The sequence below is a fragment of the Pseudomethylobacillus aquaticus genome, assembly GCF_003730115.1.
Classification (GTDB): domain Bacteria; phylum Pseudomonadota; class Gammaproteobacteria; order Burkholderiales; family Methylophilaceae; genus Pseudomethylobacillus; species Pseudomethylobacillus aquaticus.
Window position 1 is genome coordinate 90085 of sequence record NZ_RJVP01000007.1, and the last position, 25054, is coordinate 115138.

Below are 25054 nucleotides of genomic sequence, written 5' to 3' on the forward strand. Positions count from 1 at the left end.
CATGAAACTCAGGATCATCTCGGTCGGCCATAAAATGCCCGACTGGGTTGAAACGGCCTGCCAGGAATACCTCAAACGCATGCCACGCGAAGCCAGTGTGGAGATCGTCGAGATCAAGCCGGATAAACGCGCTGCGGGCAAGAACAGCGAAGTGGTACAGGAAGCCGAGGCCAAGCGCATCATGGAAGCCGTAGGCCGCGACCTGCTGGTGGCGCTGGATGAGCGCGGCCAGGAAGTCACAACGCTGCAACTGGCCGAGCGCTTCAGTGGCTGGCTGAGTGGCGGCCGCGATGTCGCGCTGGTGGTGGGCGGCGCAGATGGTCTGCATGCCAGCCTCAAACAGCAAGCCAACTGGTTATGGAGCCTGTCCAGGCTGACCTTGCCGCACGGCATGGTACGCGTGTTGCTGACCGAGCAACTTTATCGTGCCTGGTCAGTCATCAACCATCATCCCTACCATCGCGAATAAGCCGCTGTACGCCACAGCGACGCCCATCATGAACAACACCTCGATGACGTATCAACGATCCCTGGTCTGGTTCCGCCGCGATTTGCGCGATTTCGACCATGCTGCGCTGTACCACGCCCTCAAGCACTCACAGCAGGTATACGCTGTGTTCGTGTTCGACCGTGCCATCCTGGACTTGCTGCCTGACCCGGCAGACCGGCGTGTGGAGTTCATCTGGGAAAGCGTGAATGCACTGAAATCGGCGCTACAAGCCAGCGGCAGCGACCTCATGGTGCTGCATGACAAGGCGGCTAGCGCCATCCCACTGCTGGCAGAACGTTTGCAGGTGGAGGCCGTGTACTGCAATCACGACTACGAGCCCAGCGCTATCGCACGTGACCGTGTGGTGGAAAGTGCACTGCAGGCGAACGGCATCGCCATGCACAGCTTCAAGGACCAGGTGATCTTTGAACGTGATGAAGTGCTCACGCAACTGGGCAAGCCTTACACCGTGTTCACGCCTTACAAGAACGCCTGCCTCAAAAAGCTCAACGACTTTTACCTCAATCCTTACCCGGTGGAACGCTACCGCGCGCATCTGGCCGTCTGCGCAGCCAGTGCGATGCCCAGCCTGGAAAGTCTGGGCTTTGTACGTACCAACCTCGCACAGCTCAAACTGCCTACCGGCATGGCAGGTGGGCAGCAACTGTTCGAGGATTTCCTGGAACGTATTGCCTATTACAAAGAGGCACGCGACTTCCCTGCGGTGAAGGGGCCGTCTTATCTCTCTGTGCATCTACGCTTCGGCACGGTCTCCATCCGACACCTGGCGCGCAGCGCCTGGCAACTGGGCGGTAAAGGTGCGGAGGGCTGGCTCAACGAGCTGATCTGGCGCGATTTTTACTTTCAGATCCTGCATCACCGCCCCGCCGTGGCGACCGGCCGTGCCTTCAAGCCGGAGTTCGACGCACTGGCCTTTCCCAACGATGCCGGGCTGTTCCGTGCCTGGTGCGAGGGGCGCACCGGCTATCCACTGGTCGATGCGGCCATGCGCCAGCTGAACCAGACCGGCTGGATGCACAACCGCCTGCGCATGGTGGCCGCCAGCTTCCTGGTCAAGGACCTGCTCATCGACTGGCGCTGGGGCGAGCAATATTTTGCCGACAAACTCATCGATTTCGACTTCAGCGCGAATAATGGCGGCTGGCAGTGGGCGGCCTCCACAGGTTGTGACGCACAACCCTGGTTCCGCATCTTCAACCCGATCACCCAATCAGAAAAATTCGACGCCCAGGGCAAGTTCATCCGCAAGTATGTGCCAGAACTGGCTGCCTGCAACGACAAGGAGATCCACGCCCCCTGGCTGATCCCGCCCTTGCGTTTGCAGGCCCTCAATCTGCGTCTCGATCAGGATTACCCGGCCCCGGTGGTCGACCATGCCACACAGCGTGCGCAAGTACTGAGCTTGTACAAAGCCTCGACCAGTGCTGCTCAGGCCGGTGCGCAAGCTGAACACATGGGCGAAGACCAGCCCGACTGACCCGCCGGACGACAGCCGCACAAGCAGACCTGCGGCATTCAGTTTGTGCACGAACTTTATTCGTGCCGCCACTCTCCTACTCGCATCATGGTTTACTGCTGTGATCGCGGTTGCACAGCGCTTGCTGCGCGCTCAATACCAGCTGAGTCACGCATCCATCATTAAACAACAACAGCTTGGTCGAGGATGATTTCGGGGAGACACACATGTTAAGAACATACGCGCTGGCATGGGCAGGTTTGCTAGGCAGCCTGAGCTTGCTGACGTCTGGTCTGGCCCATGCCGGGCTTTCGAACGAAGAACTGACCCACCTTAGCAGCTCGGTAGTCAAGGTGCGCACGGAGACGCGGCTTGGCGACCAGGGCATAGGCTCAGGCGCAGTGGTCAGCCCCAATCACGTCGCCACCAGCTGCCATGTGATCGCCGGTGCGCGCGGTGTCTCCATCTCCAAATTCGGCAAGAGCTTCGCCCCTGTCGCCGTCAAGGCTGACTGGAAACGCGACCTGTGCATCCTCAAATTCGACGACCTGCCGCTGGCAGCCATTCCGCTTGGCGATAGCGAGGAGCTGCGTTACGAGCAGGAAGTGATCGCGGTGGGCTTCCCTAACAACGCCCGCAAGCCACAACCCTCGTTCGGCAGCATCAAGGCGCTTTATCCCATGGATGACAGCGTGATCATCCGCACTTCGGCCGGCTTCAGGATAGGCTCCAGCGGTGGCGCTTTGCTGAATGATGAAGGCAAGCTGATCGGACTGACCACGTTCAAAAGCCCGGGGCGCAGTAGCTATTTCTACAGCTTGCCAGTGGCCTGGGTGAAACAGCTGCTCGATGCACCGGATAGCACGCTGACGGCCGCCGACCAGCCGCCGTTCTGGGCCAAGCCCGAGGCAGAGTGGCCTATGTTCATGCGCGTGGTGACGCCGTTGATGACGGAACAATGGGCGGCGCTGGAGCAACTGGCCCAGCAATGGCAGCAGCAGGAACGGACCAACGCCGAGGCGCATTACTACCTGGGCCTGGCACAACAACAGCAGCAAAAGCTGAACAGTGCGGAACAGCACCTCAAGCAGTGTATCGCGCTGAACAGCCTGCATGCAGGGGCTTACTATCAGCTGGGCTTGATCGCACTGGCACGCGGCAACCAGCATGAAGTGACGCGTATCGCAGGCATATTGGACACACTGGATAGCGAAGCCGCAGCAGCGCTGGGCAAAGCACAGGAAAAGCCGATTTGAGCACTTGTCTACTACGGAAAGCGCATGGGCACAAAAGCGTGAACGGGGTGAGCACGCAGTGCGTGTCTACCACGCCGCGTGGTGTTGCCAGCGCAAGCGCCGGCTTGAGTCTGGCTAGTAGTCTGCGCTACGGCCAGTGGCATAGCCGGGGGTCACATCCGCCTGCCATTCACCACAGTCATCGCACATATGATCGTGCATGGTCGGGCTCAGCGTCAGCCGGGTGCTTTGACAGAAACGACAGCGCAATACCGCTGACGTATTTTCCGCTTTCAGCTGCGCATCATGATGCTCGTGGGCCACTTTACTGCTACCCAAGCCATATTTGTTATCCATCGCATGTCTCGCAAATAAGTACGCTGATAAAGCCGGCCAGGCGAGTTAGACTTGTCGCGGATGAGCATGTCGCTTAGCCCATCCAGCGGCAATGAGGCCTGAAAACCGTTTATATACTTTAATCCAGCCACGCGCTAATGACTATGGTTATAGTGCTTATGCCGCACGTGGCTAAACCGACCAGGAACCATCATGCCCTCTTCTGCACTGTCCTTACGCCGCCATACTCTACACAGTTATGGCATAGCGCTTGTTTTTGCCATGCTGGCCTCGACCAATGTCTACAACGCGCAGGCTGCAACGCTGAGTGAGGCCAAAGAAGCGGCGGCCAGCGGCCGCATAGCAGATGCCCTGGCCATCTATCAAACGCTGGCTGCCCAAGGCGACGCCAAGGCACAGTTCAACCTGGGTACCATGTACATGAACGGCGAAGGGGTCGTGGCAGACAAGCAACAGGCACTGGACTGGTACCGCAAGTCGGCTGAAGCTGGCTATGCAGAAGCCCAATACACGCTGGGCGTGCTGTATTTCCGCCCGGAAATGGTAGGCACACCGGATTACACCGGCGCCATCGCCTGGTACAAAAAGGCCGCAGAACAGGGCCATGAGAAATCCCAGCTCAATCTGGGCATCATCTATTTCCGTGGTGATGTGATCGAGCCTGACTACCCGCAATCAGCACGCTGGTACGTGATGGCCGCCGAGCAAGGCAATGCTGAAGCCCAGTACAATCTGGGTGTGATGTATGCCAATGCGGAAGGCATCCCGGCCGATCTGCCGCGTGGCTACATGTGGCTCAAGATGGCCAGCGAGAATCAGGATGCCTCAGCACGGCGCATGCAGAAACGCCTGCACATGCTGGCGTTTGTGGGCGCCAAAATGAGCGCAGAACAAAAAGCAGAAGGCGAAGCGCTGGCGCTTAAATGCAAACAGCAGCAGGGCCGTGCTTGCTGACTAGCATGACAATCTGAAAGCAGGATGACGTACAGAAAAACGAGAAGGGAAATTGGTCGGGGTGAGAGGATTTGAACCTCCGACCACTTGCACCCCATGCAAGTACGCTACCAGGCTGCGCTACACCCCGAACCGCTGCCTAGATTACGGCAGGAGCGTGATTATAGCCGAAAAGCCATGCTGGAGAAAACCCGGATGTGCTGTAAAGCCATGAATCGCAGGCCCTGCAGCCAGGCTTAGTTCGGTGTGAGTAGTTGAAGGATATCGCTGATCTCGCGGCGCAGGTCGGCGACATCGATACCATTGCCCGCAGCGGGTGCTGCAGCTTCGGCGGCGCTGACTTTCTCGGCCGCAGGCTCATCCAGACGATTGCGTGCGCCACTGATGGTAAAGCCCTGTTCATACAGCAGCTCGCGGATACGACGGATCAACAGCACCTCATGGTGCTGGTAATAGCGGCGGTTACCGCGACGTTTGACTGGCTTGAGCTGGCTGAACTCCTGCTCCCAGTAGCGCAGCACATGCGGCTTGACCCCGCAAAGCTCGCCGACCTCACCGATGGTGAAATAGCGCTTTGCCGGGATAGGAGGCAGCGGGGTCTTAGGCGTCTGCTCCAGCATACGCTTCCTCAACCTTGCTCTTCAGCTTTTGGCTAGTATGGAATGTGACGACACGACGTGCCGTGATGGGGATCTCTTCACCCGTTTTAGGGTTACGACCGGGGCGTTCGGATTTCTGGCGCAGTTCGAAATTACCGAAACCGGAGAGCTTGACGCTATCGCCCGCTTCCAGCGCCACTCGAATTTCCTCGAAAAAAGCTTCCACCATGTCTTTGGCTTCACGCTTGTTCAGGCCAACGCGTTCGAACAGCAAATCGGCCAGATCCGCTTTTGTTAATGTCATGATTTCTCTTAACCAGGTGTTTGTTTACTTGGTAGTCTTAATTATTTGAACTTATGTATCTCTGGTACATGGATTGGGTGTCCATGGGTTTCCCTGTCCGGTGCAATCTATCGGAGCACTGCACCGTGCTGGCTTGCAAGCAATTCCAGCAGTTTTGCCATTGCAGCATCTGCCTCGGCATCCACCAGCGTTTTTTGAGTATCTTGCATAAACACCGATAAGGCAAGGCTTTTTTTACCCTCAGGAATGCCTTTACCTCGATACAAATCAAACAATTGCAGGTCGACAACGTGCGAAATTTGTGCCTGCTTCAGCGTGTCCATCAAGGCCTGCAAAGGCACCACTTCGTCCACCAGCACCGCCAGGTCACGGCGCACCGGCGGGAACTTGGCCACCTCGCGATAGGCGGCCACAGCACGCTGCTGCAAGGGGCCCAGATCCAGTTCGAATAGTAGCGGGCTACTAGGCAGATCATACTGCTGCTGCCATTTGGGATGCAGCTTGCCCAGCCAACCTATCATGCGGCCATGCAGCCACACTTGCGCCGACTGCCCAGGGTGCAAAGCCGGGTGGCTTGCTGGCTCGTAACGCGCCATGCCGCCGGTCAAACGCTCTACATCCGCTTTGATGTCGTAAAAATCGACCAGACGTGCAGGCTCGGCCCATTGCTCTGGCGAGGCATCGCCATAGGCCAGGCCCGAGATGCGCGTATGCTCGGCGTAGCCGCCATCCTTGGCCGCGTACACGGCACCCACTTCAAACAGGCGCACACGGTCCTGTTTGCGATTGAGGTTGTAGCTCAGGGTATCCAGCAGCCCGCCCCACAAGCCGGAGCGCATCACACTGAGATTGCTGGCGATGGGGTTTTTGAGTGCGACAGGCGTCGCATTGCCCAGCAAGTCACGCTCCCAGCTCAGGTCCACAAAGCTGTAGCTGACGATTTCCTGATAGCCACTGGCAGTCAGACAGGCTTTGAGTGCCGCCGCAGGCAAGCTGGACTCGGCTGCGGGCAACATGTTCAGCGCGGCCTGTGGCGGCGTAGCCGGGATCTGGTCGTAGCCATGCAGACGCGCCACTTCTTCGATCAGGTCTTCCTCGATGCGGATATCGAAACGATAACTGGGCGGCGTGACCAGATAGTCGTCACCACGCACCGCATGCTCAAAACCCAGTTGCGCGAACATGCGCGTAACGGCAGCAGGTACCAGCGTGATGCCCAGCACCGACTCCATGCGTGCATGACGCAAGGTAACAGGCGCGCGTGCCGGCAGGGTGTTCAACACTTCGGTCACAGGGCCGGCCTGGCCACCGCAGATCTGCAGAATCAAGGCACTGGCATGCTCCAGCGCATTACGCGTATTAGCGAAATCCACACCACGCTCGAAACGGTAGGACGAGTCAGTGGAGAAATTCAGGCGTCTGGCCTTGCCGACGATGGCGGCTGGCTCGAAATACGCACTCTCCAGGAAGATGCTTTGTGTGTCATCGCTGACCGCACTGGCGTTACCGCCCATGATGCCAGCCAGTGCCAGCGGGCCCTGGCTGTCGGCGATCACCAGCATGTCGGTGTCCAGATTCACGCTCTGCTGGTTGAGCAGGTCCAGGCGCTCGCCAGCCTGAGCGAACCGCACCCGGATGTCACCATCGAGACCTGCCGCGTCAAACGCATGCAGCGGCTGACCCAGCTCCAGCAACACATAATTGGTGATGTCCACGATGACACTGATACTGCGCAAACCACTGCGCTCCAGCCTGCGCACCATCCAGTCCGGGGTTTGCGCACGCGCATCAACGCCGGTGATGACGCGGCCAGTGTAACGTGGGCATGCGGTCGACGCGTCCACCAGCACCTTGCGCTGCGCATCGCTCGTCACGGCCACCGCCGTGATGGCGGGCAGATTCAGCACTGTACCGGTCAGGGCTGCGACATCGCGGGCGATGCCCAGCAGGCTAAGACAATCGCTGCGGTTAGGCGTGAGTTTCAAGGTCAGCAACTGGTCATTGAGGTCCAGCCAGTCACGGATGTCCTGACCAACAGGCGCATCGGCCGACAACTCCAGCAGGCCGCTGCTCTCTTCCGCAAGCCCCAGCTCCTTGGCCGAACACAACATGCCAAAGGATTCGATGCCGCGTACCTTGGCCTGCTTGATATTGAAGCCGGGCAAGGCCGCACCCACCAGCGCGCAAGGCACCTTGATGCCGACGCGGGCATTGCTGGCACCGCACACGATCTGCAGCGGCGCTGCTGCGCCTGTATCTACCTTGCACAGCTGCAAGCGATCCGCATCCGGATGCTTGTCGGCGCTGACAATCTGCCCCACCACGACATGGCTGAAATCAGGCGCGAGCGCCTGCGTGTCTTCCACTTCCAGGCCCGCCATGGTCAGCAGATGACTCAGGGCGGCGCTGTCCAGCGCGGGGTTGGCATAGGTACGTAACCAGTGTTCGGAAAATTGCATGGCAGTCTGATTCGAAAGTCCGACTAGTTGAATTGCTTCAAAAAGCGCAGATCATTGTTGAAGAACAGGCGCAGGTCGTTCACGCCGTAACGCAGCATAGCCAGGCGTTCCACGCCCAGGCCAAAAGCGAAGCCACGGTATTTTTCGCTGTCGATACCGACATGGCCGAATACTTCGGGGTGCACCATGCCGCAACCGCCGATCTCCAGCCAGCCACCGTTCCAGCTCATGTCCATCTCGGCCGATGGCTCGGTGAACGGGAAGAACGAGGGACGGAAGCGTACCTGCAGATCGTCACGCTCGAAGAAGCGCTGCAGGAAATCCTGCACCACGCCTTTCAGGTTGGCAAAGCTGATGTTCTCGTCCACCCACAAGCCTTCCACCTGATGGAACATGGGGGAATGCGTGGCATCGGAATCCACGCGATAGACCCGGCCCGGGGCGATGATCTTGAGCGGTGGGCCGCTGTTGTTCTTGAGGGCTTGCTGCATGTAGTGCACCTGCACCGGCGAGGTGTGGGTGCGCAACACATGCTGCTCGTCGATGTAGAAGGTGTCGTGCATGGCACGTGCCGGATGGTCATCCGGAATGTTCAACGCGGTGAAATTATAGAAATCGGTTTCGATCTCGGGACCTTCGGCGACTTCAAAGCCGATGGAATGGAACAATTGTTCGACACGTTGCAAGGTCAGCGTCACCGGGTGCAAACCACCCTCGCCGCGCGCACGCGCTGGCAAGGTCACATCCAGGAGGGGCTCTGTTTTTAATCTTGCAGATAGTTCTGCATTTAGTTGTCTGGCTTTGTCGTCGTTAATATCTTTTTCAATTTCCTGCCTGCTAGAGTTAAGCCTAGCACCTTCGACTCTTCTTTGTTCAGGATCCAACTTACTGAGTAATTTTAATGATTCTGTTAATTCCGATTTCTTTCCAAGCACTGAAGCCTTAAAAGCATCTAAATCATTGATGGTTGTTTTATCGCTAACCTTATGTTCGGTTATTGTCTCATTAAGGTTTGGATGAAGCTCCCTCAGGCTTTGAACAGCAGCGTCCGAAGCAGCATCGCAACCACCATTCTTTACAACGTAATTAGAATTTAGTGTTGGAGACCCATTACTTAATACATACACTTTTGCGACACCATCGCGTGCGCTAGCCTCCCCAGGCAAGGCATCCCAAGCTCGAATAAAGTAGCTGTGAAATTCTTGAGAAGTTATATCTCCAGAGAATCGAATTTTCAAATACTTCATATCTTTAATGCCACTTAGTAGGTTTTAAAGAGTTTAAATAAAAAAGGAGGCACATGGCCTCCTTTTTTATTGCTGGGATTTAAGCAGCGAGACCGGATTTAGCCAACTCGACAAATTTGGCAAATGCCGCCTTGTCGAATACAGCCAGATCAGCCAGAACCTTACGATCCACTTCAACAGCCGCCTTTTTCAGGCCGTTCATGAAACGGCTGTAGGTCAGACCGAACTCACGTGCACCGGCGTTGATACGCGCGATCCACAGGGTACGGAATTGACGCTTCTTTTGACGGCGATCACGGTAGGCATACTGGCCTGCCTTCATCACCGCTTCTTTGGCGATACGGTAGACGTTCTTGCGACGGCCGCGGTAACCTTTGGCAGCGTTCAGAACCTTTTTATGACGTGCGCGGGCGATGACACCACGTTTGACTCTAGGCATGTCTTATCTCCTTATTGAGTCGGCATCATGGCGCGTACGCGCTTGACGTCAGTTGCGGAAATGATGGCCGTGCCGCGCAGCTTACGCTTTTGCTTGGTGGTCTTCTTGGTGAGGATGTGGCGCAGGTGCGAATGGGTACGCTTGACCTTGCCGTTCCCCAAGAACTTGAAGCGCTTTTTGGCGCTGCTCTTGGTCTTCATCTTTGGCATTTTGTTCTCCTTGAGAGTTGTTAAGAGTGCCTGGGCATGCCATTTCGCCGTATCACTCAGGATGCTACTTGTTGCTGGTTCTACTTGTTGCTGGTACTACTGATACATCGACTACTTATTTGTTCTTTTTGTGTGGAGCCAGCACCATCACCATCTGACGGCCTTCCATCTTGGGGAACTGCTCAACCACCGCGTGTTCCTGCAGATCGGCTTCCACGCGCTTCAACAGCGCCAGCCCCAGCTCCTGGTGGGTGATCTCGCGACCACGGAAACGCAGGGTGATCTTGGCTTTATCGCCCTCTTGCAGGAAGCGCGTCAAATTACGCAATTTGACGTTGTAATCGCCATCGTCCGTACCAGGACGGAACTTCACTTCTTTTACCTGAACCTGTTTTTGCTTAAGCTTGGCTTCGTGCTGGCGCTTGCTTTCGGCGTATTTGAATTTACCGTAATCCATCAAGCGGCACACCGGTGGTGCGGCTTGTGGTGCGATCTCAACCAGATCGATGTCGGCTTCTTCGGCCTTGGCAAAAGCCTCACTTAGACTGACGATACCCAGTGGTTCGCCATTAACGCCTACCAAACGAATCTGTTGTGCGGTGATGTCACCGTTGATTCGTACTTCTTTGTCTTGAGCTATCGCAGATTCTCCAGTTATTGATCAATGGGCAAAAAATTTGACCGCGCTACCATCAGCTTAAACCTTGGCTTTAATTTCATCCTGCAGACGCGCTATCAGCGCTTCTACCGGCATGGAACCCAGGTCTTCACCTTTTCTGGTACGCACGGCCACTTGCCCGCTTTGCATCTCACGCTCACCTGCAACCAGCAAGTAAGGCATCTTCTGCAAGCTATGTTCGCGTATTTTATAGGTTATTTTCTCATTCCTCAAGTCAGACTCGACGCGCAGGCCGTGGCGACGCAGCTCAGCCACCACTTTCTGCACATACTCGGCCTGATTGTCGCTGATATTCAGCACCATGGCCTGCACTGGCGCCAGCCATAAAGGCATGGCACCGGCATGGTTCTCGATCAGGATGCCGATGAAGCGCTCCATGGAACCGACGATGGCGCGATGCAACATGACCGGGCGCTTGCGCGTGTTGTCTTCCGCCACGTACTCGGCATCCAGACGCTCAGGCAAGTTGAAATCGAGCTGGATGGTGCCGCATTGCCACAGGCGTCCCAGGCTGTCTTTCAGGGTGAACTCGATCTTGGGGCCGTAGAAGGCACCCTCGCCCGGCTGCAGGTCGAAGGCCAGCTTGTTCTTGTTCAGCGCCGCTTCCAGGGAAGCTTCTGCCTTATCCCAGGTTTCATCCGAGCCGACGCGCTTTTCAGGGCGGGTAGACAACTTGACCAGCACTTCACTGAAGCCAAAGTCGCCATAGGCCTTGTACAGCATATCGATGAAGGCCGCGACTTCGGACTCGATCTGGCCTTCGGTACAGAAGATATGCGCATCATCCTGCGTGAAACCACGCACGCGCATCAGGCCATGCAAGGCGCCAGACGGCTCATTGCGGTGGCAGGAACCAAACTCGGCCAGACGTAGCGGCAGATCACGGTAACTGTGCAGACCACTGTTGAAGATCTGGATATGGCCTGGGCAGTTCATCGGCTTCACCGCGTAGTCACGGTTCTCGGATGAAGTGGTGAACATATTGTCGCGGTAGTTCTGCCAGTGCCCGGACTTCTCCCACAGACTGCGGTCCATGATGGTGGGCGTCTTGACTTCCTGATAGCCATAATCACGGAACATCTGGCGCATGTACTGCTCGACTTCCTGCCACAGCGTCCAGCCGCGCGGATGCCAGAACACCATGCCAGGCGCCTCGTCCTGCATGTGGAAATAATCCAGCTGCTTGCCCAACTTGCGGTGGTCGCGCTTTTCGGCCTCTTCCAGCATGTGCAGATAGGCGTCCAGCTCGTCCTTCTTGGCCCAGGCGGTGCCGTAGATACGCTGCAGCATCTCGTTATTGGAATCGCCGCGCCAGTAAGCGCCGGCCAGCTTCATGAGTTTGAATGCTTTCAGCTTGCCGGTGGACGGCACATGCGGACCACGGCACAAGTCGGTAAAGCTGCCTTCGCTATACAATGAAACGTCTTCACCCGCCGGGATCGAAGCAATGATCTCGGCTTTATAGTGCTCACCAATGGATTTGAAGTAGGCCACGGCTTCATCGCGCGGCAGCACTTTACGACTGACTGGCTCGTCTTTTTTTGCGAGCTCGGCCATCTTGTTCTCGATGGCGGTCAGATCGTCCGGGGTGAAAGGACGCTTGTAAGAGAAATCGTAGTAGAAGCCGTTGTCGATGACCGGGCCTATGGTGACTTGCGCATCCGGGAACAACGCTTTAACGGCATAGGCCAGCAAGTGCGCCGTGGAATGGCGGATGATGTCCACGCCTTCCGGGCTCTTGTCGGTGATGATAGCCAGATCGGCGTCCTGGCTGATCAGGTAGCTGGTGTCCACCAGCCTGGGCTCCTGACCGTCCAGGGTGACTTTCCCAGCCAGCGCAGCCTTGGCCAGGCCCGCGCCTATGCTCATCGCCACATCGGCGACGGTTACGGCTGCATCAAAATTGCGCGCAGAACCATCTGGCAAGCGTATGACCGGCATGGTGCCCTTTCTGTCTGACTGGCCGCCCCTGCGATTCAAACAACAGAAGCTTCTTAAATACAGCCTTAACTACGGCGCTCAAAAACAACAAAAGCCGCTAAACGGCTTTTTCGTGTGTCGTGCTTTTTATCATGCACAGCCTTCGCGGCTGCGGCTTCAGGTTTGGTAGAGAGAACTGGATTCGAACCAGCGACCTCCTCGATGTCAACGAGGCGCTCTAACCAACTGAGCTATCCCTCTACATGCCTCAAGCAGGCGCGCATTATAGTGCAATCGTCAGGCAGGGACAAGGTTATCCAAGCCCGGGCCGCATAAAATCCTGGTCGCACACCGCACCAATACGCCACAAAACCCGCACCTGATCCAACTTCATGCCAATTTCACAAAAGCTGGCCCGATATATGCTTCAATAGAAACAAGTGCCGGACTCGCTCCGCATTGATGCAGGAGTCATCACATGATACTGATTTTTCTGGTTTTATTACTCGCCGCCATTCCACTGGTGCTCAGCAACGCCTTCCCTCAACTGGTGCTGGTCAGCGTATATGCAGGCTTGGCACACGTGGCCGGCCTGGCCTGGGTGGTGCTGATCCTGACCATCATCGCGCGCCGTCAGCGCATCGCCGACTGGCGCGCACAGCGCAAGCAACGTCGCAGCAACGACTCGGTCGCAAGCACCTAGGCCTCTCACAAACGACTGATGTAATCGTTGGGTGACACCACATCAACCCCACGAAGGTGGGGTGCATCAACACTGGACGCTACAGGGAGTTTTGCACTATTGTGAGCATGCTAATTTACGGTGCGAGGACAATATGCGGATACTGGTTGTTGATGATCATGCCTTGTTTCGCGAAGGGCTGGGTTTGCTGCTCAAGCAACTTGATAGCCAGGCCCAGTTACAGCTGGTGGCAAGTGCTGAAGAGGCCATACAGCAGATTCATCAGGTCCCGTTCGACCTGGTACTGCTGGACTGGAACCTCAACGGCCTGACAGGCATGGCGGGCTTGCAAGCGGTCCGTGAAGCTGCAGAAGCCGCCCGTGTGGTCATTTTGTCAGCAGAACGCAACAGCCAGCTGATACGCAGCTGCATAGACGCTGGCGCTTCCGGCTTTATCCATAAAGACTCCAGCCCTGAACTGCTGATCTCGGCGATGCGCCTGATCCTGAGTGGCGGCGTGTTTTTACCCTCAGATGCGTTCCTGCACCCGACTGACAACGCGTTCGATACCGTAGACAACCATAAAAGTCTGCTGGAAGCGTTCCCCGATCTGACGCGCAGGCAGATCACCGCCATCCATGCACTGGTGCGTGGCCTGCCCAACAAACTCATCGCAAGAGAGATGAGCATCTCGGAGGACACGGTCAAACAGCACTTAAGTGCCATCTACCGCATTCTCAACGTTCAGAACCGCACGCAGGTGGTTTACGAGCTGGCAAAGCGCAAGATACAGCTGACTTAGGTGCGGCGTGTCAGAGCAAACCATCACCAACCGCCAGCGCGCGGAAATCATCCATGAGTTCCTGCAGCTGGCGGCCAAACAAAATCTGCGCACTTCGATCGGTAGCTTCACTGCCATCGCCGTGCTCACGGCCATTGCGTTCAATCAAGCCGACCAGCTTCCTGCCAAACTGTGGCTGGCGCTCGCGCTGATAGGCCAGATATTACGCATCAGCATCATCTACCTGCCGCGCCTCAAGGTTCGCATCAACATACTGGCCACCATGCGCGTCTATCAACTGGTGGCCGGGCTGGTCGGTTTGATCTTTGGCGCTTTCCTGATGTTCTTCCCGGCGCTGTCCGAGATCGAGCGCTCCATCGTCACCGTCATCTTTCTGGGCCTGTGTTCCGGCAGTGTCGCCAACACGCCGGGGCAGCGGGCCGTGTTCATGCTGTTTGCCACCCCTATTCTGGTTGGCCTGAGCCTGGCCTGGGGACTTACCGAGATCGCCAATTATCCAGAGTGGATCAGCCTGGCCATGGTGGGCCTGATTCTGCTATATACCTTCATGCTGTTCGAAATGAGCAAGAACTCCTGGCAGCTGATACAGGAAGGCTATCAACTCCGGTTTCGTGATCAGCAGCAAAAGCGCCTGCTACTGCAGGCCTTGAAAGAAGCCGAGGACGCCAACCGATCAAAGACACGCTTCCTGGCAGCCGCCAGCCACGACCTCAGGCAACCGCTGCATACCATCTCGCTGGTCAGCGCCACACTCGGCCTGCACCATCTTGGTGAAGAAAGTCAGCGACTGGTCAAGATACTCAACGAAGTCTCGATGTCGCTCTCTTCACAATTGAACGATCTTCTCGACATCTCCAAGCTGGATGCAGGCATCGTAGAAGCCCACGTGCAAGCCACCAACATCAGCGCCATCTTGAGCAATATCTATGCAGAATTCGAGCTGTCGATCGCAGACAAAGGGCTGAAAACCACCGTCAATCTGAGTTCCAACACCAAAAGCCTCACCGACCCGCAATTGATCCATCGCATTTTCCGCAACCTGCTGCACAACGCGATCAAATTCACGGATGAAGGCAGCATCAGCATCGACGTCTACGACGCGCCCTCTGGCCGCCATGTCTGCGTCGCCATCAGCGACACCGGACGGGGCATCGCACTGGAACACCAGCAGGAGATCTTCCAAGAGTTTTATCAGGTGGATAACGCCAACCGCGACCGCTCGCAAGGCTTCGGATTAGGCCTGTCCATCGTGAAACGTCTGGCGGACCTGCTACAGATCAAGCTGGAGATGGAATCCATCCCTGAGAAAGGCACGCGTTTCACGCTCAGTATCCCGGTCGAACCTGATCAATCTGCCAGCAGTGATGAAAACCATCATTCAAAAGATGACACCACGCTGTTTGATTTGCGTGTATTGGTGGTCGACGACGAGGAAATCATACGCACGGCCACCGAATTGTTGCTTGAAACCCTGGGCTGCGAATGCATGAGTGCGGCTTCGTCATTAGCCGCTCTGCAGATCGCCACGCACTGGAAGCCAGATATCATGCTGGCTGATTTTCGTCTCAGTGACGGAGACACTGGCATCAATGCAGCAAAATCGCTGCGCACACTTTACCCGGATTTACCCATCATGCTGATCAGCGGTGACACTGCGCCGGATTTGTTGCAAACTATCCGTGCCAGTGGATTCAAGCTGCTGCACAAACCCTTGTCACTTGGCTCCCTGAGGGCAGAGTTACATGCAGCCAAAGAGCATAAATCCACAAAAAAAATCAAATAATGCACAGCGACTGACACCAACCGACACATGGGCCAACCTAGCCGACTGCTACGATCGCATACTGCGATTCTTATAAGTGCTGGTTTGGCCTTGGTTGGAGGGCAATCAGTCAGTTTTGCCGCTTGCGAATCAGAGACCAGCACAAGCTGCCTGGAGAAGATCAGCGTCAGTGCCCGCAAGATACCGCAGGCCGAACAGGATGTACCAGTATCCACGCATGTGGTCAGCGGCGAGACGCTAGCCAAATCCAACATCTACCAGGCTCAGGAACTGCCACAACTACTGCCCAACTTCAGCGTGCAGTTCTTTCAACCACGCCAGACCAGCTTTGGTATACGTGGCATAGGCAACAACCCAGCCAATGACGGGCTGGAAGGTAGCGTCGGCGTGTATCTGGACAATGTCTACCTGGGCAGACCCGGACAAGCGATGTTCGACTTGCTGGATATCGAACAGATCGAACTGCTGCGCGGGCCCCAAGGCACCCTGTTTGGAAAGAACACCACGGCCGGCGTATTGAACATTCAAACTCGCGCACCCAGCTTCACTCCAGAGCATTCGGTACAAGCATCGTTCGGCGAGCGTGACTTTCGTCAGTTCAAAGCCAGCCTGTCTCAAGGCATCAACGATGTCGCTGCGTTTCGGGTTTCGGCCTATGAAACCAAGGAGGACGGCTGGATCAAGAACCTGTTCAATGGCCGCAATACCAATAGCGCTGACCGGGCCGGGATACGTGCGCAACTGCTGCTAGTCCCGAACACCGACTCCAGTTACCGCATCATCCTTGAACATAACAATGAGGATTCCAGTGCGGGGCGCAGCATCCCATACCGCTATGGGCCATGGAACATAGGCCAGACCGCAGGCAACCTGCCCATAGGCGCGCCAGGCAGCAATGCCACCACACTCCCCCAACACGCAGCATTGCTAGGTGCGACTGGCATCATCCTCGATCCGCAACGTTACGAGGTGAACGTGGACACAGCACAGCGCACCCGCGTAGACCAAAGCGCCATCTCGATGGAAGCCAACTGGGAGCTGGGCGCCTACAAACTGACGTCGATCAGCGCCTGGCGCGACTGGAAATACCGCCCGCAGGTGGACCTCGATACCACCAATCTGTTTGCCGTGAATGGCGGCTTCTTTACAGATGAACAGCAATTCACCCAGGAGTTACGCCTCAGCTCTCCGGATAACCAGCGTCATCAATATCAGGTCGGCGCGTATTACTATTTTCAGGACATCGATAGCAGAAATGACTTTCAGTCTGGTCCAAGCGCACTCGCTTTAACTGGCGCTTTTCCGAACAATCGCAGGCTGACCGGCACGGCCGATTCAACCCGCAACAGTTTTGCGCTGTTCGGGCAATCCGTGACGCATGTCACTGAACAGTTCGATATCACGGCAGGCCTGCGCCATACCACCGAGCATGTGGAAGCGCGTGTGATTCAGAATGAAGTGATGCCGGCTTTCCCAGTGAGTCCGCTGTTCCAGTTCTACGATTCCGGCAAACTATCCCGTACGGATAGCAGCTGGTCTACGCTGCTCACGGCAAGTTACCGGCATACCCCGCACTGGATGAGCTTTGCCACCCTCTCCAGCGGAGAAAAATCAGGCGGCTATAATCTCAACAATGTCACCAGCCCGGGTTCGGTACTGGGCAATGCCGCGCTGGATATCGAACCGGAAAAAGCGACTAACGTCGAGATCGGCTTCAAAACTGCCTGGCTGCAAGACCGCATACGTTTCAACGCCACCGCTTTTGTAAGCAAAGTACGCGACTATCAGGCGGTCACAAATACCCAGGTAGCGAATACCTTTGTCGGACTACTCACCAATGTCGGCGACCTCACCAGCAAAGGGGTCGAGTTCGACCTTAGAGCAAAAGCGACGCCCAGCCTGACCATGAGCCTCAGCGGCGCCTACACAGACGCCACCTTCGACTCCGGCACGGCGCCAACCCCGTTTGAGACATTCAATGGACCCGGGGGCACGCCAGATAGTGGCTATGGCAAGGGATTCCGCAGCATTGCAGGCAACCGCGTCAACAACGCCCCCCGCTTCTCCTATCAGCTTGGCGCACAATCGGAATGGTATCTGAATGGCACAACCAGGCAATATGCGCATGCTTACTGGAGCTGGCAGTCGTCAACGTATGGCGACATCAACAACTCGACCTACTCCCGCATCCCCAGTTACGGGCTACTCAATCTTTCCACGGGCCTTGCGTTCAAAACACGGCATGGCGTGATCGATGTCTCTGCCTGGATCAAAAATGCGCTGGACGAACGCTACTTTCCGTCGCTGTTCAATCTTGGCAGTGGGGTATATCTGGGCTATGCCGGTATGCCGCGCACAGCTGGCTTCACCATGCGTTATGATTTCTAAGCGGTTTACAATCCGATCCTGAATCACATTTTGGATAAAAAAAGCCCTGCGCAGGGGATGTCGCAGGGTCGAGTGGAGGTTACTAGCATGTCAGCCGAGTATGGCCTTAGCTTTACAATCACGCCATCCCCACAACGGGGTATGGGCTAACAAACGCCAGACGCACTCAAGCGCTATCCACTGCGTTTAGATCAAAGAAATTCCGCACCGGCTCCAGTTCACAATCACGCAGCAAGCAGCTGAATCATGTATCCAAACGAATCGTATCGGCATGCTCAGGGTAAGGTGCTGCTTGCTCATGCGCCCCCGGCCTGCCGGCCAACTGGTCAGACAAGCCGTGGTTGATATCGCGGTGATGCGCTTCATCTGCCCGCACCATCAGGATGACATCCCGCAAGCTGGCGTCGTCCGGCAGCTTCCAGTAGTGTTTGGCGATAGCCGGTGCCGCAACATTGGCTGAGCGACCGCTATCGATCTCTTGCAGATACAGCGTATAGCTAAGTACCGCTTCTTCTTCAAAGTAGCCAACGACCCGATGGGCAGTACGCGCAGAGATCAGGTACAGCAACATGAAACCAATGAAGAAGCCCCACTGCACCAGCAGTACGATGATGCGCTCGAAAGTGGTCGGTTTTGCGATTGCGATGAAGGTCATCAGATGCATGCGCTCGTTCTCTGCCTCTTCAAGCAGCGTGCGTATCCAGCCGTGATCGTCCTCCATGCGGCGTAAACTGCTTAGATGCACCATCATACCGCCCACTATGCCGGGCACCGCTGCCACCGTTTCCAGCACAACGGCGCGATGCCCGTAACGTTTGGCAAAGAAGGTGTCTGCGCACCAGCGCAGCACTTTGGTGAACATGAGCGCGAACCGGTCAGAAGCTCCGTCAGGGCGGTGATGCCTGTCAAGATGATCCAGGCTTGATGCATGCGCATCATCAAGACGATTTTCGATACTTTCAGACATAGCCTGATCCCTCACCTTTCTGCATCCAGAACACCTGGGCGATCCCGATACACGCAGTAAGGCATGCGCATGAAACTCACCCGTGACCCGATTATCCCGCCGACTATTGGCAGCTAGTAATCCGACCTTCACAGGATGCGGGTAGTTCGCTCAGTCACTATTCAAGTGTAGGCGGCTTTTATGTCAGATTGTGCGCGGGCATAAGCTAGTACGCTTTTCTCACACTTCACCCACGCCAAAAACAAAAACGGCTTAGGACAGAATCCTAAGCCGTTAAATGTTTTGGTAGGGTGTGCGGGGATCGAACCCACGACAAACGGATTAAAAGTCCGCTGCTCTACCAGCTGAGCTAACACCCCTCACCACGCTGACCTTAAAGGCCAGATGGAAAGCGCGCAATTATCCTGAAAAGGGCCCTGCGCGTCAACGACAACTAGCGCATACCGGGAAAGCGGCCTTGCATGGCACGCATCATCTTGGCCATGCCGCCTTTGGAGATCATCTTCATCATCTTCTGCGCTTCTTCGAACTGGTTGAGCAGTCGGTTGACTTCCTGCACCTGAACGCCAGCGCCAGCCGCGATCCTGCGCTTGCGCGTGGCCTTGATGATCTCCGGCTTGCGACGTTCGGAAGGCGTCATCGAGTTGATGATGCCTTCCAGACGGCGCATGGCTTTATCCCCCTGCTCACCCCCCATCTGCCCTGCCATGCCGGCCACCTGCGCCGGCATCTTGTCCATCAATGCAGCCATGCCGCCCATATTGCGCATCTGCTGCATCTGCGCCTTGAAGTCGTCGAGATCGAAGCTCTTGCCAGACTTGACCTTGTCCGCAAAGCGCTTTGCTTCGTCCAGGTCGACGTTCTTCTGCGCCTGCTCTATCAGCGACAACACATCGCCCATGCCCAGCACGCGTGAGGCCATGCGTTCCGGGTGGAACGGCTCCAGACCATCGACCTTTTCGCTGACACCAATGAACTTGATCGGCTTGCCGGTGATATGCCGTACAGACAGCGCAGCACCACCTCGCGCATCACCATCCAGCTTGGTCAGCACCACCCCGGTCAAGGGCAGGGTCTCGCCAAAGGCGCGCGCCGTATTGACGGCATCCTGGCCCTGCATGGCGTCCACCACGAACAGGGTTTCGATCGGCTTGAGCAGCGTGTGCAGCTTGCTGATCTCGGCCATCATGGCTTCGTCTATGCCCAGTCGGCCCGCCGTATCGAAGATCACCACATCGTAGTAGTGACGCCTGGCGTAATCCAGCGTGGCCGCAGCGATATCAAGCGGCTTCTGGGTAGCGTTTGAATCAAAACAGTCGACTTCCAGGCTGGCCGCCAGCGTTTTCAGCTGCTCGATCGCCGCCGGACGGTACACATCGGCACTGGCCAGCAGCACTTTCTTCTTCTGGCCTTTGAGTAACCGCGCCAGCTTGGCCGAAGTCGTGGTCTTGCCGGAACCCTGCAAACCTGCCATCAGCACGATGGCGGGCGGCACGGCAGCCAGATTCAGCTCGCTGTTCTGCTCCCCCATCAAGCGGGTCAGCTCTTCGTGTACCACCTGAATCACGGCCTGGCCAGGACTCAGGCTCTGTAACACTTCGCGCCCCTGCGCGCGCTCCTTGACCTGTGCGATGAAGTCCTTGACCACAGGCAAGGCCACGTCCGCCTCCAGCAAGGCCATACGCACTTCACGCATGGCATCACTGATATTGTCTTCGGTCAATCGCGCCTGACCACGCAAGGTCTTGATGACCTGCTGCAAGCGTCCGCTTAAGTTTTCTAGCATGATGCTGGTTCACCCATCAGCGGCTGTCGCCGCATTGTGTCTAATTGAAGATGTTGTAGTATGCTGTGTTGACCGATTTTAACCCATGTTCACGCCACCGCCATGCCATCCATCGCGCCCTATCTGCTGGTCATTGCGCTTTACCTGCTGATCGCCTTCGACTACTGGCGCCATGCGCGCCAGGCGCCCACTGCTGCCCGTATCCGCCTGCACAGCGTAGGCATCGCACTGGCGCTCATGTTGCATGGCTGGCTGCTTTACCACACCTTGCTGGATGGCGGCCTCAATCTGGGCTTTGCCAACGCCTTGTCGGCTGTGGCCTGGTTGACGGTACTGATCTACTGGCTCAGTGATGTACGCCACACCATGAACAGCCTGCAAGCCTTTGTGCTGCCTGTGGCGGCGATCCTGGTACTGATCCAGTACTGCCTGCCGGAAACCCATCTGCTGCCTTATGCAGGCCAGCCTTTATTCATGACGCATCTGGTCATCGCCTTGCTGGCCTACAGCTTGTTCACTTTTGCCGCCTTGCATGCTTTGCTGATGGCTGTCGCGGAACGTTCCTTGCACCAAAAGAGCACCCTGATCAAGCTGCCTGACTTCCCGCCGCTGATGGCGATGGAAACCCTGCTGTTCCGGGTGATCGCAATCGGCTTTCTGCTACTGACACTCACGCTGCTCAGTGGCGTCTTGTTCTCGGAAGCGTTGTTCCAGCAGCCAATGAAGCTCAATCACAAGAACATCTTCACCCTGGCTTCCTGGTTGATCTTTGGTGGCTTGCTGCTAGGGCGTGCCAGTTACGGCTGGCGCGGTCGCATTGCGATCCGCTGGACCTTGACCGGCTTCGTTATATTGCTACTGGCCTACGCGGGCAGCAAATTCGTGCTCGAGATCGTGCTCGGCAGATAATCCCTGCGCTTCAGCCAGCACCTGAGCTGCTGCCCTGACCCAGGCTTCAAGCGTGACGCAGGCTGATGATGGGCCAGCCGTGCGCTTCAGCGTAAGCGCGCAGCGTGTCATCCGGATCCACCGCCACCGGCTGGGCCACCAGCTGCATCAGTGGCAGATCGTTGTGAGAGTCACTATAGAACCACACCGTTTCATAATCGGCCAGTGACTGGCCACGTGCACTCAGCCATTCATTCAAACGCGTGATCTTGCCATGCTGGAAGCTGGGCGTGCCGGTGACGCCGCCCGTGAACTGACCGTCGATCTGTTCCGGCGTGGTGCCTATCAGCTGATCTATGCCATACGCTTTAGCGATAGGCGTGGTCACAAAGCTGTTGGTCGCGGTGATCACCAGCAACTCATCCCCCTGCGCTTTATGCTTGTCGACCAGCGCCTGCGCCAGATCCGTCATCATTGGACGCACTTTGCGTTCCATGTAGCGCGCATGCAGTTGCTCCAGCTCAGCGCGCGGGATCTCGCTCAGCGGCTTGAGCTGAAAATCCAGAAAAGCGTAGATATCCAGCTTGCCCTGCTTGTAGTCTTCGTAGAATTGCAGATTCCTGGCCAGATGCTGTTCACGGTCCAGATAGCCTTCTTCAATGAGGAATTGACCCCACTGAAAATCACTATCGCCAGCCAACAAGGTGTTATCAAGATCAAAAATAGCGAGACGCAAAGCAAGACTCCAAACAGGTTTAAGTGTCGCGCGGCTTATCACCACGCCATGAATGCCATCAACGGATACCCGGCCACTTGATCGGCAGCACCAGCAACACCCCCACCACGATCACGGCCAGTGCCAGATACTCGGTCGCATCGATGCTTTCGCCTGCCAGCCATACTCCCAGCCACATCGCCACCAGCGGATTGATGAACGCATAGCTGGTCGCTAATGCCGGACGCACTGTTTTCAGCAGGTAAAGATACGCGCTGTAGGCGACCAGCGAGCCGAGGATGATCAGGTAGATGATCGCAGCAACGGATGCCTGACTGATCTGCCGCGGCCAGGACTCCCCCGCCACCAGACTCGCCAGCACCAGAACAAGTCCGCCACCCAGCATTTGGGCCGCACTGGCCATGGCCCCGGTGGGCATGGGCAACACCTTGCCCCACACTGAACCGAATGCCCAGCTGGCCGCCGCCAGGATCAGCACCAAGGCACCCACCGGGCTGGCCTGCAGGCTTTGCCCCATGGTCAGGATCACCACCCCCAGCGTACCAACGGCGATGCCTGACCATTCACGCTTGTTCGGGGATTGCCCCCAACAGGCAGAGAACAGCGCCATCCATAACGGCACGGTGGCGATAGTCAAGGCTGACACACCGGTACTTACCGTCTGCTCCGCATAGGCCACGGCACCGTTGCCAGCAGCCAGCAACAAGCCACCCACTGCCGTGGCGCCCAGCCACTCGCGCCAGCCTGGCACTACCGCACCGCGCCAGCACAAGTACGCAAACAACAAGGCACCGGCGATCACGAAGCGCAGTGCGGCCATCATGAACGGCGGGAAACTGTCGATGGCGATACGCATCGCCAGAAAGGTCGAGCCCCAGATGAAGTACAGCGCTACCAGCGCCAGGACGATCAACAGCCGCTGGCTGGCTTTGCCATCAATACGCACAGGACATCGGCTACACCTGTGGGTGCGCGCGCTCGGCCTTGGAATGCAGCTTGTTCAGCCCATTCAAATAAGCCTTGGCAGAGGCAATGACGATATCGGTATCCGCGCCCTGACCGTTGACGATACGGCCGCCACGCGACAGACGTACCGTTACCTCACCCTGTGCATCGGTGCCACTGGTGATGTTGTTGACCGAATACAGCAACAACTCGGCACCACTGGCTGCGATCTGCTCGATGGCCTTGAACGCGGCATCCACCGGACCACCGCCGTCGGCTTCGGCACGCTGCTCTTTGCCGCTGACCGAAACACTGACCACGGCATGTGGCACCTCGCCGGTCTGCGAACATACCTGCAAGTAAGCCAGTTTGTAGTATTCAGCCGCTTCATCGATGAACTCGTCGCTCATCAAGGCATGCAGATCTTCATCGAAGATCTCTGACTTTTTGTCAGCCAAATCCTTGAAGCGTGCAAACGCCGCATTGAGGGCTTCCTCACTATCCAGCTCGATGCCCAATTCCTTGAGACGGCTGCGGAAGGCGTTGCGGCCAGACAACTTGCCCAAGGTGAGCTTGTTGGCGCCCCAGCCCACGTCTTCGGCACGCATAATCTCGTAGGTTTCACGGTGCTTCAGCACGCCGTCCTGATGGATGCCGGATTCATGCGCAAAGGCATTAGCACCAACGACAGCTTTGTTAGGCTGCACCGGATAACCGGTGATGGTGGATACCAGACGCGAGGTTGGCACGATCTGCGTGGTGTCGATGGTAGTGTCGAGGTTGAACACATCACGGCGCGTCTTCACGGCCATGACGATCTCCTCCAGGCTGGCATTGCCCGCGCGCTCACCCAGACCATTGATGGTGCATTCCACCTGGCGCGCACCGCCCATGACGGCTGCAAGCGAGTTGGCCACGGCCATGCCGAGGTCGTTATGACAGTGCGTGGACCACACCACCTTGTCGGCATTCGGCACACGTGCAATCAATTGGGCCATGCGTTCGCCCCACAAGGCCGGGATGGAATAACCCACCGTGTCCGGCACGTTGATGGTCTTGGCACCGGCCTGGATCACAGCGTCGAACACGCGGGTCAGGAAATCCATATCGGAACGCACCGCATCCTCGGCGGAGAACTCGACATCCTCGGTATATTCAAGCGCCCACTTCACCGCCTGCACGGCACGCTCGACCACTTGGTCTTCGGTCATGCGCAGCTTGTTTTCCATGTGGATCTTGCTGGTCGCGATAAAGGTGTGGATACGGCCCGACTTGGCCGGACGTATGGCCTCGCCAGCACGGCGCACATCGTTCTCGCTGGCACGCGCCAGCGAGCATACGGTGGACTCCTTGATCACCGAAGCGATGGCGTGGATCGCCTCGAAATCGCCAGGGCTGGCCGCAGCAAAACCGGCCTCGATGACATTGACACCGAGCTTTTCCAGCTGGCGCGCAATGCGGAGTTTTTCTTCTTTGGTCATGGCCGCACCGGGGCTTTGTTCACCGTCGCGGAGGGTGGTATCAAAAATGATCAATTGGTTCATGGCGAAATTCCGTCAGTCTGTTCAATTCAGTCTCTGCGTCTGCTAGGCATGACGCGCTGGGGTACTACTCGGGAGTGGGGAGGATAGTCTGCGCGCTAGCGCAGCAGAGCCGAGCGCAGCAAAAAAGAGCGCAGCTGAGCCGAGCGCACAAGAGGCGCATGCAG

General features: G+C 56.9%; 23 protein-coding genes and 3 tRNA genes. 9 read left to right on the forward strand and 17 right to left on the reverse strand.

The window, feature by feature from the left end; translation table 11 throughout:
* The first annotated feature begins 1 nt into the window (after nucleotide 1).
* The 3 genes from rlmH to ED236_RS11440 all read left to right on the forward strand — a co-directional run bounded on the left by rlmH (nucleotide 2) and on the right by ED236_RS11440 (nucleotide 3223).
* A complete protein-coding gene (rlmH, locus tag ED236_RS11430; RefSeq protein ID WP_123238117.1) occupies nucleotides 2-469 on the forward strand; it encodes a 23S rRNA (pseudouridine(1915)-N(3))-methyltransferase RlmH in 468 nt (155 codons plus the stop codon).
* Between the two features lie 43 nt (nucleotides 470-512).
* Nucleotides 513-1988 (forward strand): cryptochrome/photolyase family protein, encoded by a 1476-nt coding sequence (locus ED236_RS11435; RefSeq protein ID WP_123238118.1) that lies wholly within the window; start codon nucleotides 513-515, stop codon nucleotides 1986-1988.
* A gap of 206 nt (nucleotides 1989-2194) precedes the next feature.
* On the forward strand, nucleotides 2195-3223 hold the full coding sequence (locus ED236_RS11440) for a S1 family peptidase (protein ID WP_148042300.1): 1029 nt from the start codon (nucleotides 2195-2197) through the stop codon (nucleotides 3221-3223).
* 114 nt (nucleotides 3224-3337) lie between these two features.
* Here the strand turns inward: ED236_RS11440 and ED236_RS11445 are convergent, their stop codons facing one another.
* Nucleotides 3338-3559 carry a hypothetical protein gene (locus tag ED236_RS11445; RefSeq protein WP_123238120.1) on the reverse strand — a complete coding sequence of 74 codons (222 nt, stop codon included), beginning with the start codon at nucleotides 3557-3559 and terminating at the stop codon, nucleotides 3338-3340.
* 261 nt (nucleotides 3560-3820) lie between these two features.
* Between ED236_RS11445 and ED236_RS11450 the strand changes: the two genes are divergently transcribed.
* Nucleotides 3821-4513: a tetratricopeptide repeat protein gene (locus ED236_RS11450; RefSeq protein ID WP_162299620.1), complete on the forward strand. Its 693-nt coding sequence runs from the start codon at nucleotides 3821-3823 to the stop codon at nucleotides 4511-4513.
* A gap of 53 nt (nucleotides 4514-4566) precedes the next feature.
* Here the strand turns inward: ED236_RS11450 and ED236_RS11455 are convergent.
* The 10 genes from ED236_RS11455 to ED236_RS11500 form a co-directional block, all read right to left on the reverse strand.
* Nucleotides 4567-4643: transfer RNA gene (locus ED236_RS11455), tRNA-Pro, on the reverse strand.
* A gap of 106 nt (nucleotides 4644-4749) precedes the next feature.
* Nucleotides 4750-5133, reverse strand: a complete 384-nt coding sequence (locus ED236_RS11460; RefSeq protein ID WP_123238122.1) for a MerR family transcriptional regulator — start codon at nucleotides 5131-5133, stop codon at nucleotides 4750-4752.
* Nucleotides 5114-5416 (reverse strand): integration host factor subunit alpha, encoded by a 303-nt coding sequence (locus tag ED236_RS11465; RefSeq protein WP_123238123.1) that lies wholly within the window; start codon nucleotides 5414-5416, stop codon nucleotides 5114-5116. Before ED236_RS11465 ends, ED236_RS11460 begins: the two co-directional genes overlap by 20 nt.
* 107 nt (nucleotides 5417-5523) lie before the next feature.
* Entirely contained in the window at nucleotides 5524-7875 is a 2352-nt protein-coding gene (pheT, locus tag ED236_RS11470) for a phenylalanine--tRNA ligase subunit beta (protein ID WP_123238124.1), read from the reverse strand.
* 23 nt (nucleotides 7876-7898) lie between these two features.
* The gene (pheS, locus tag ED236_RS11475; RefSeq protein ID WP_420820424.1) at nucleotides 7899-8906 is read right to left on the reverse strand and encodes a phenylalanine--tRNA ligase subunit alpha; all 1008 of its coding nucleotides are present in this window, start codon (nucleotides 8904-8906) and stop codon (nucleotides 7899-7901) included.
* Between the two features lie 295 nt (nucleotides 8907-9201).
* The gene (gene rplT / locus ED236_RS11480) at nucleotides 9202-9561 is read right to left on the reverse strand and encodes a 50S ribosomal protein L20 (RefSeq protein ID WP_123238126.1); all 360 of its coding nucleotides are present in this window, start codon (nucleotides 9559-9561) and stop codon (nucleotides 9202-9204) included.
* Nucleotides 9562-9572: 11 nt separating this feature from the next.
* Nucleotides 9573-9770 (reverse strand): 50S ribosomal protein L35, encoded by a 198-nt coding sequence (rpmI, locus tag ED236_RS11485; protein ID WP_018985786.1) that lies wholly within the window; start codon nucleotides 9768-9770, stop codon nucleotides 9573-9575.
* A 115-nt stretch (nucleotides 9771-9885) separates the two neighbouring features.
* The gene (infC, locus tag ED236_RS11490; protein ID WP_123238127.1) at nucleotides 9886-10428 is read right to left on the reverse strand and encodes a translation initiation factor IF-3; all 543 of its coding nucleotides are present in this window, start codon (nucleotides 10426-10428) and stop codon (nucleotides 9886-9888) included.
* 39 nt (nucleotides 10429-10467) lie between these two features.
* Entirely contained in the window at nucleotides 10468-12390 is a 1923-nt protein-coding gene (gene thrS / locus ED236_RS11495; RefSeq protein WP_123238128.1) for a threonine--tRNA ligase, read from the reverse strand.
* A gap of 163 nt (nucleotides 12391-12553) precedes the next feature.
* A tRNA-Val gene (locus tag ED236_RS11500) sits at nucleotides 12554-12630 on the reverse strand.
* Between the two features lie 217 nt (nucleotides 12631-12847).
* On the opposite strand from ED236_RS11500, the gene ED236_RS11505 reads away from it, so the two are divergent.
* The 4 genes from ED236_RS11505 to ED236_RS11520 all read left to right on the forward strand — a co-directional run bounded on the left by ED236_RS11505 (nucleotide 12848) and on the right by ED236_RS11520 (nucleotide 18024).
* Complete coding sequence (locus ED236_RS11505; RefSeq protein WP_123238129.1) at nucleotides 12848-13072, forward strand: hypothetical protein; 225 nt, start codon at nucleotides 12848-12850, stop codon at nucleotides 13070-13072.
* A gap of 133 nt (nucleotides 13073-13205) precedes the next feature.
* Nucleotides 13206-13853 (forward strand): response regulator transcription factor, encoded by a 648-nt coding sequence (locus tag ED236_RS11510; RefSeq protein WP_123238130.1) that lies wholly within the window; start codon nucleotides 13206-13208, stop codon nucleotides 13851-13853.
* A gap of 7 nt (nucleotides 13854-13860) precedes the next feature.
* Nucleotides 13861-15636, forward strand: a complete 1776-nt coding sequence (locus ED236_RS11515) for an ATP-binding response regulator (protein WP_123238131.1) — start codon at nucleotides 13861-13863, stop codon at nucleotides 15634-15636.
* 84 nt (nucleotides 15637-15720) lie between these two features.
* Nucleotides 15721-18024 carry a TonB-dependent receptor gene (locus ED236_RS11520; RefSeq protein WP_162299621.1) on the forward strand — a complete coding sequence of 768 codons (2304 nt, stop codon included), beginning with the start codon at nucleotides 15721-15723 and terminating at the stop codon, nucleotides 18022-18024.
* Nucleotides 18025-18268: 244 nt separating this feature from the next.
* On the opposite strand, the gene ED236_RS11525 is transcribed toward ED236_RS11520, so the two are convergent.
* From ED236_RS11525 to ffh, 3 genes are all read right to left on the reverse strand, one after another.
* Nucleotides 18269-18991, reverse strand: coding sequence for an alternative oxidase (locus ED236_RS11525; RefSeq protein ID WP_123238133.1), 723 nt, complete (start codon nucleotides 18989-18991; stop codon nucleotides 18269-18271).
* 283 nt (nucleotides 18992-19274) lie between these two features.
* Nucleotides 19275-19350, reverse strand: a tRNA-Lys gene (locus ED236_RS11530).
* 74 nt (nucleotides 19351-19424) lie between these two features.
* Nucleotides 19425-20777 (reverse strand): signal recognition particle protein, encoded by a 1353-nt coding sequence (gene ffh, locus ED236_RS11535; protein ID WP_123238134.1) that lies wholly within the window; start codon nucleotides 20775-20777, stop codon nucleotides 19425-19427.
* A 102-nt stretch (nucleotides 20778-20879) separates the two neighbouring features.
* Here ffh and ED236_RS11540 point away from each other — a divergent pair, with 102 nt between their 5' ends.
* A complete protein-coding gene (locus tag ED236_RS11540; RefSeq protein ID WP_123238135.1) occupies nucleotides 20880-21686 on the forward strand; it encodes a cytochrome C assembly family protein in 807 nt (268 codons plus the stop codon).
* 46 nt (nucleotides 21687-21732) lie between these two features.
* Here ED236_RS11540 and ED236_RS11545 read toward each other — a convergent pair whose 3' ends face one another.
* From ED236_RS11545 to ED236_RS11555, 3 genes are read right to left on the reverse strand one after another with little or no spacing between them, the layout of a single operon-like run.
* Entirely contained in the window at nucleotides 21733-22401 is a 669-nt protein-coding gene (locus tag ED236_RS11545; RefSeq protein WP_123238136.1) for a histidinol-phosphatase, read from the reverse strand.
* A 58-nt stretch (nucleotides 22402-22459) separates the two neighbouring features.
* On the reverse strand, nucleotides 22460-23347 hold the full coding sequence (gene yedA, locus ED236_RS11550) for a drug/metabolite exporter YedA (protein WP_123238137.1): 888 nt from the start codon (nucleotides 23345-23347) through the stop codon (nucleotides 22460-22462).
* A 10-nt stretch (nucleotides 23348-23357) separates the two neighbouring features.
* Complete coding sequence (locus tag ED236_RS11555; RefSeq protein ID WP_123238138.1) at nucleotides 23358-24890, reverse strand: 2-isopropylmalate synthase; 1533 nt, start codon at nucleotides 24888-24890, stop codon at nucleotides 23358-23360.
* Nucleotides 24891-25054: the final 164 nt, after the last annotated feature.

Bases quoted from the DNA above. Each gene is read 5' to 3' on its own strand.
- thrS (WP_123238128.1), bottom strand. From the start codon at position 12,390: ATGCCGGTCATACGCTTGCCAGATGGTTCTGCGCGCAATTTTGATGCA.
- rpmI (WP_018985786.1), bottom strand. From the start codon at position 9,770: ATGCCAAAGATGAAGACCAAGAGCAGCGCCAAAAAGCGCTTCAAGTTC.
- ED236_RS11555 (WP_123238138.1), bottom strand. From the start codon at position 24,890: ATGAACCAATTGATCATTTTTGATACCACCCTCCGCGACGGTGAACAA.
- ED236_RS11445 (WP_123238120.1), bottom strand. From the start codon at position 3,559: ATGGATAACAAATATGGCTTGGGTAGCAGTAAAGTGGCCCACGAGCAT.
- ED236_RS11465 (WP_123238123.1), bottom strand. From the start codon at position 5,416: ATGACATTAACAAAAGCGGATCTGGCCGATTTGCTGTTCGAACGCGTT.
- pheT (WP_123238124.1), bottom strand. From the start codon at position 7,875: ATGCAATTTTCCGAACACTGGTTACGTACCTATGCCAACCCCGCGCTG.
- ED236_RS11510 (WP_123238130.1), top strand. From the start codon at position 13,206: ATGCGGATACTGGTTGTTGATGATCATGCCTTGTTTCGCGAAGGGCTG.
- rplT (WP_123238126.1), bottom strand. From the start codon at position 9,561: ATGCCTAGAGTCAAACGTGGTGTCATCGCCCGCGCACGTCATAAAAAG.
- rlmH (WP_123238117.1), top strand. From the start codon at position 2: ATGAAACTCAGGATCATCTCGGTCGGCCATAAAATGCCCGACTGGGTT.
- ED236_RS11460 (WP_123238122.1), bottom strand. From the start codon at position 5,133: ATGCTGGAGCAGACGCCTAAGACCCCGCTGCCTCCTATCCCGGCAAAG.
- ED236_RS11435 (WP_123238118.1), top strand. From the start codon at position 513: ATGACGTATCAACGATCCCTGGTCTGGTTCCGCCGCGATTTGCGCGAT.
- ffh (WP_123238134.1), bottom strand. From the start codon at position 20,777: ATGCTAGAAAACTTAAGCGGACGCTTGCAGCAGGTCATCAAGACCTTG.
- ED236_RS11525 (WP_123238133.1), bottom strand. From the start codon at position 18,991: ATGTCTGAAAGTATCGAAAATCGTCTTGATGATGCGCATGCATCAAGC.
- ED236_RS11540 (WP_123238135.1), top strand. From the start codon at position 20,880: ATGCCATCCATCGCGCCCTATCTGCTGGTCATTGCGCTTTACCTGCTG.
- ED236_RS11440 (WP_148042300.1), top strand. From the start codon at position 2,195: ATGTTAAGAACATACGCGCTGGCATGGGCAGGTTTGCTAGGCAGCCTG.
- ED236_RS11450 (WP_162299620.1), top strand. From the start codon at position 3,821: ATGCTGGCCTCGACCAATGTCTACAACGCGCAGGCTGCAACGCTGAGT.
- ED236_RS11505 (WP_123238129.1), top strand. From the start codon at position 12,848: ATGATACTGATTTTTCTGGTTTTATTACTCGCCGCCATTCCACTGGTG.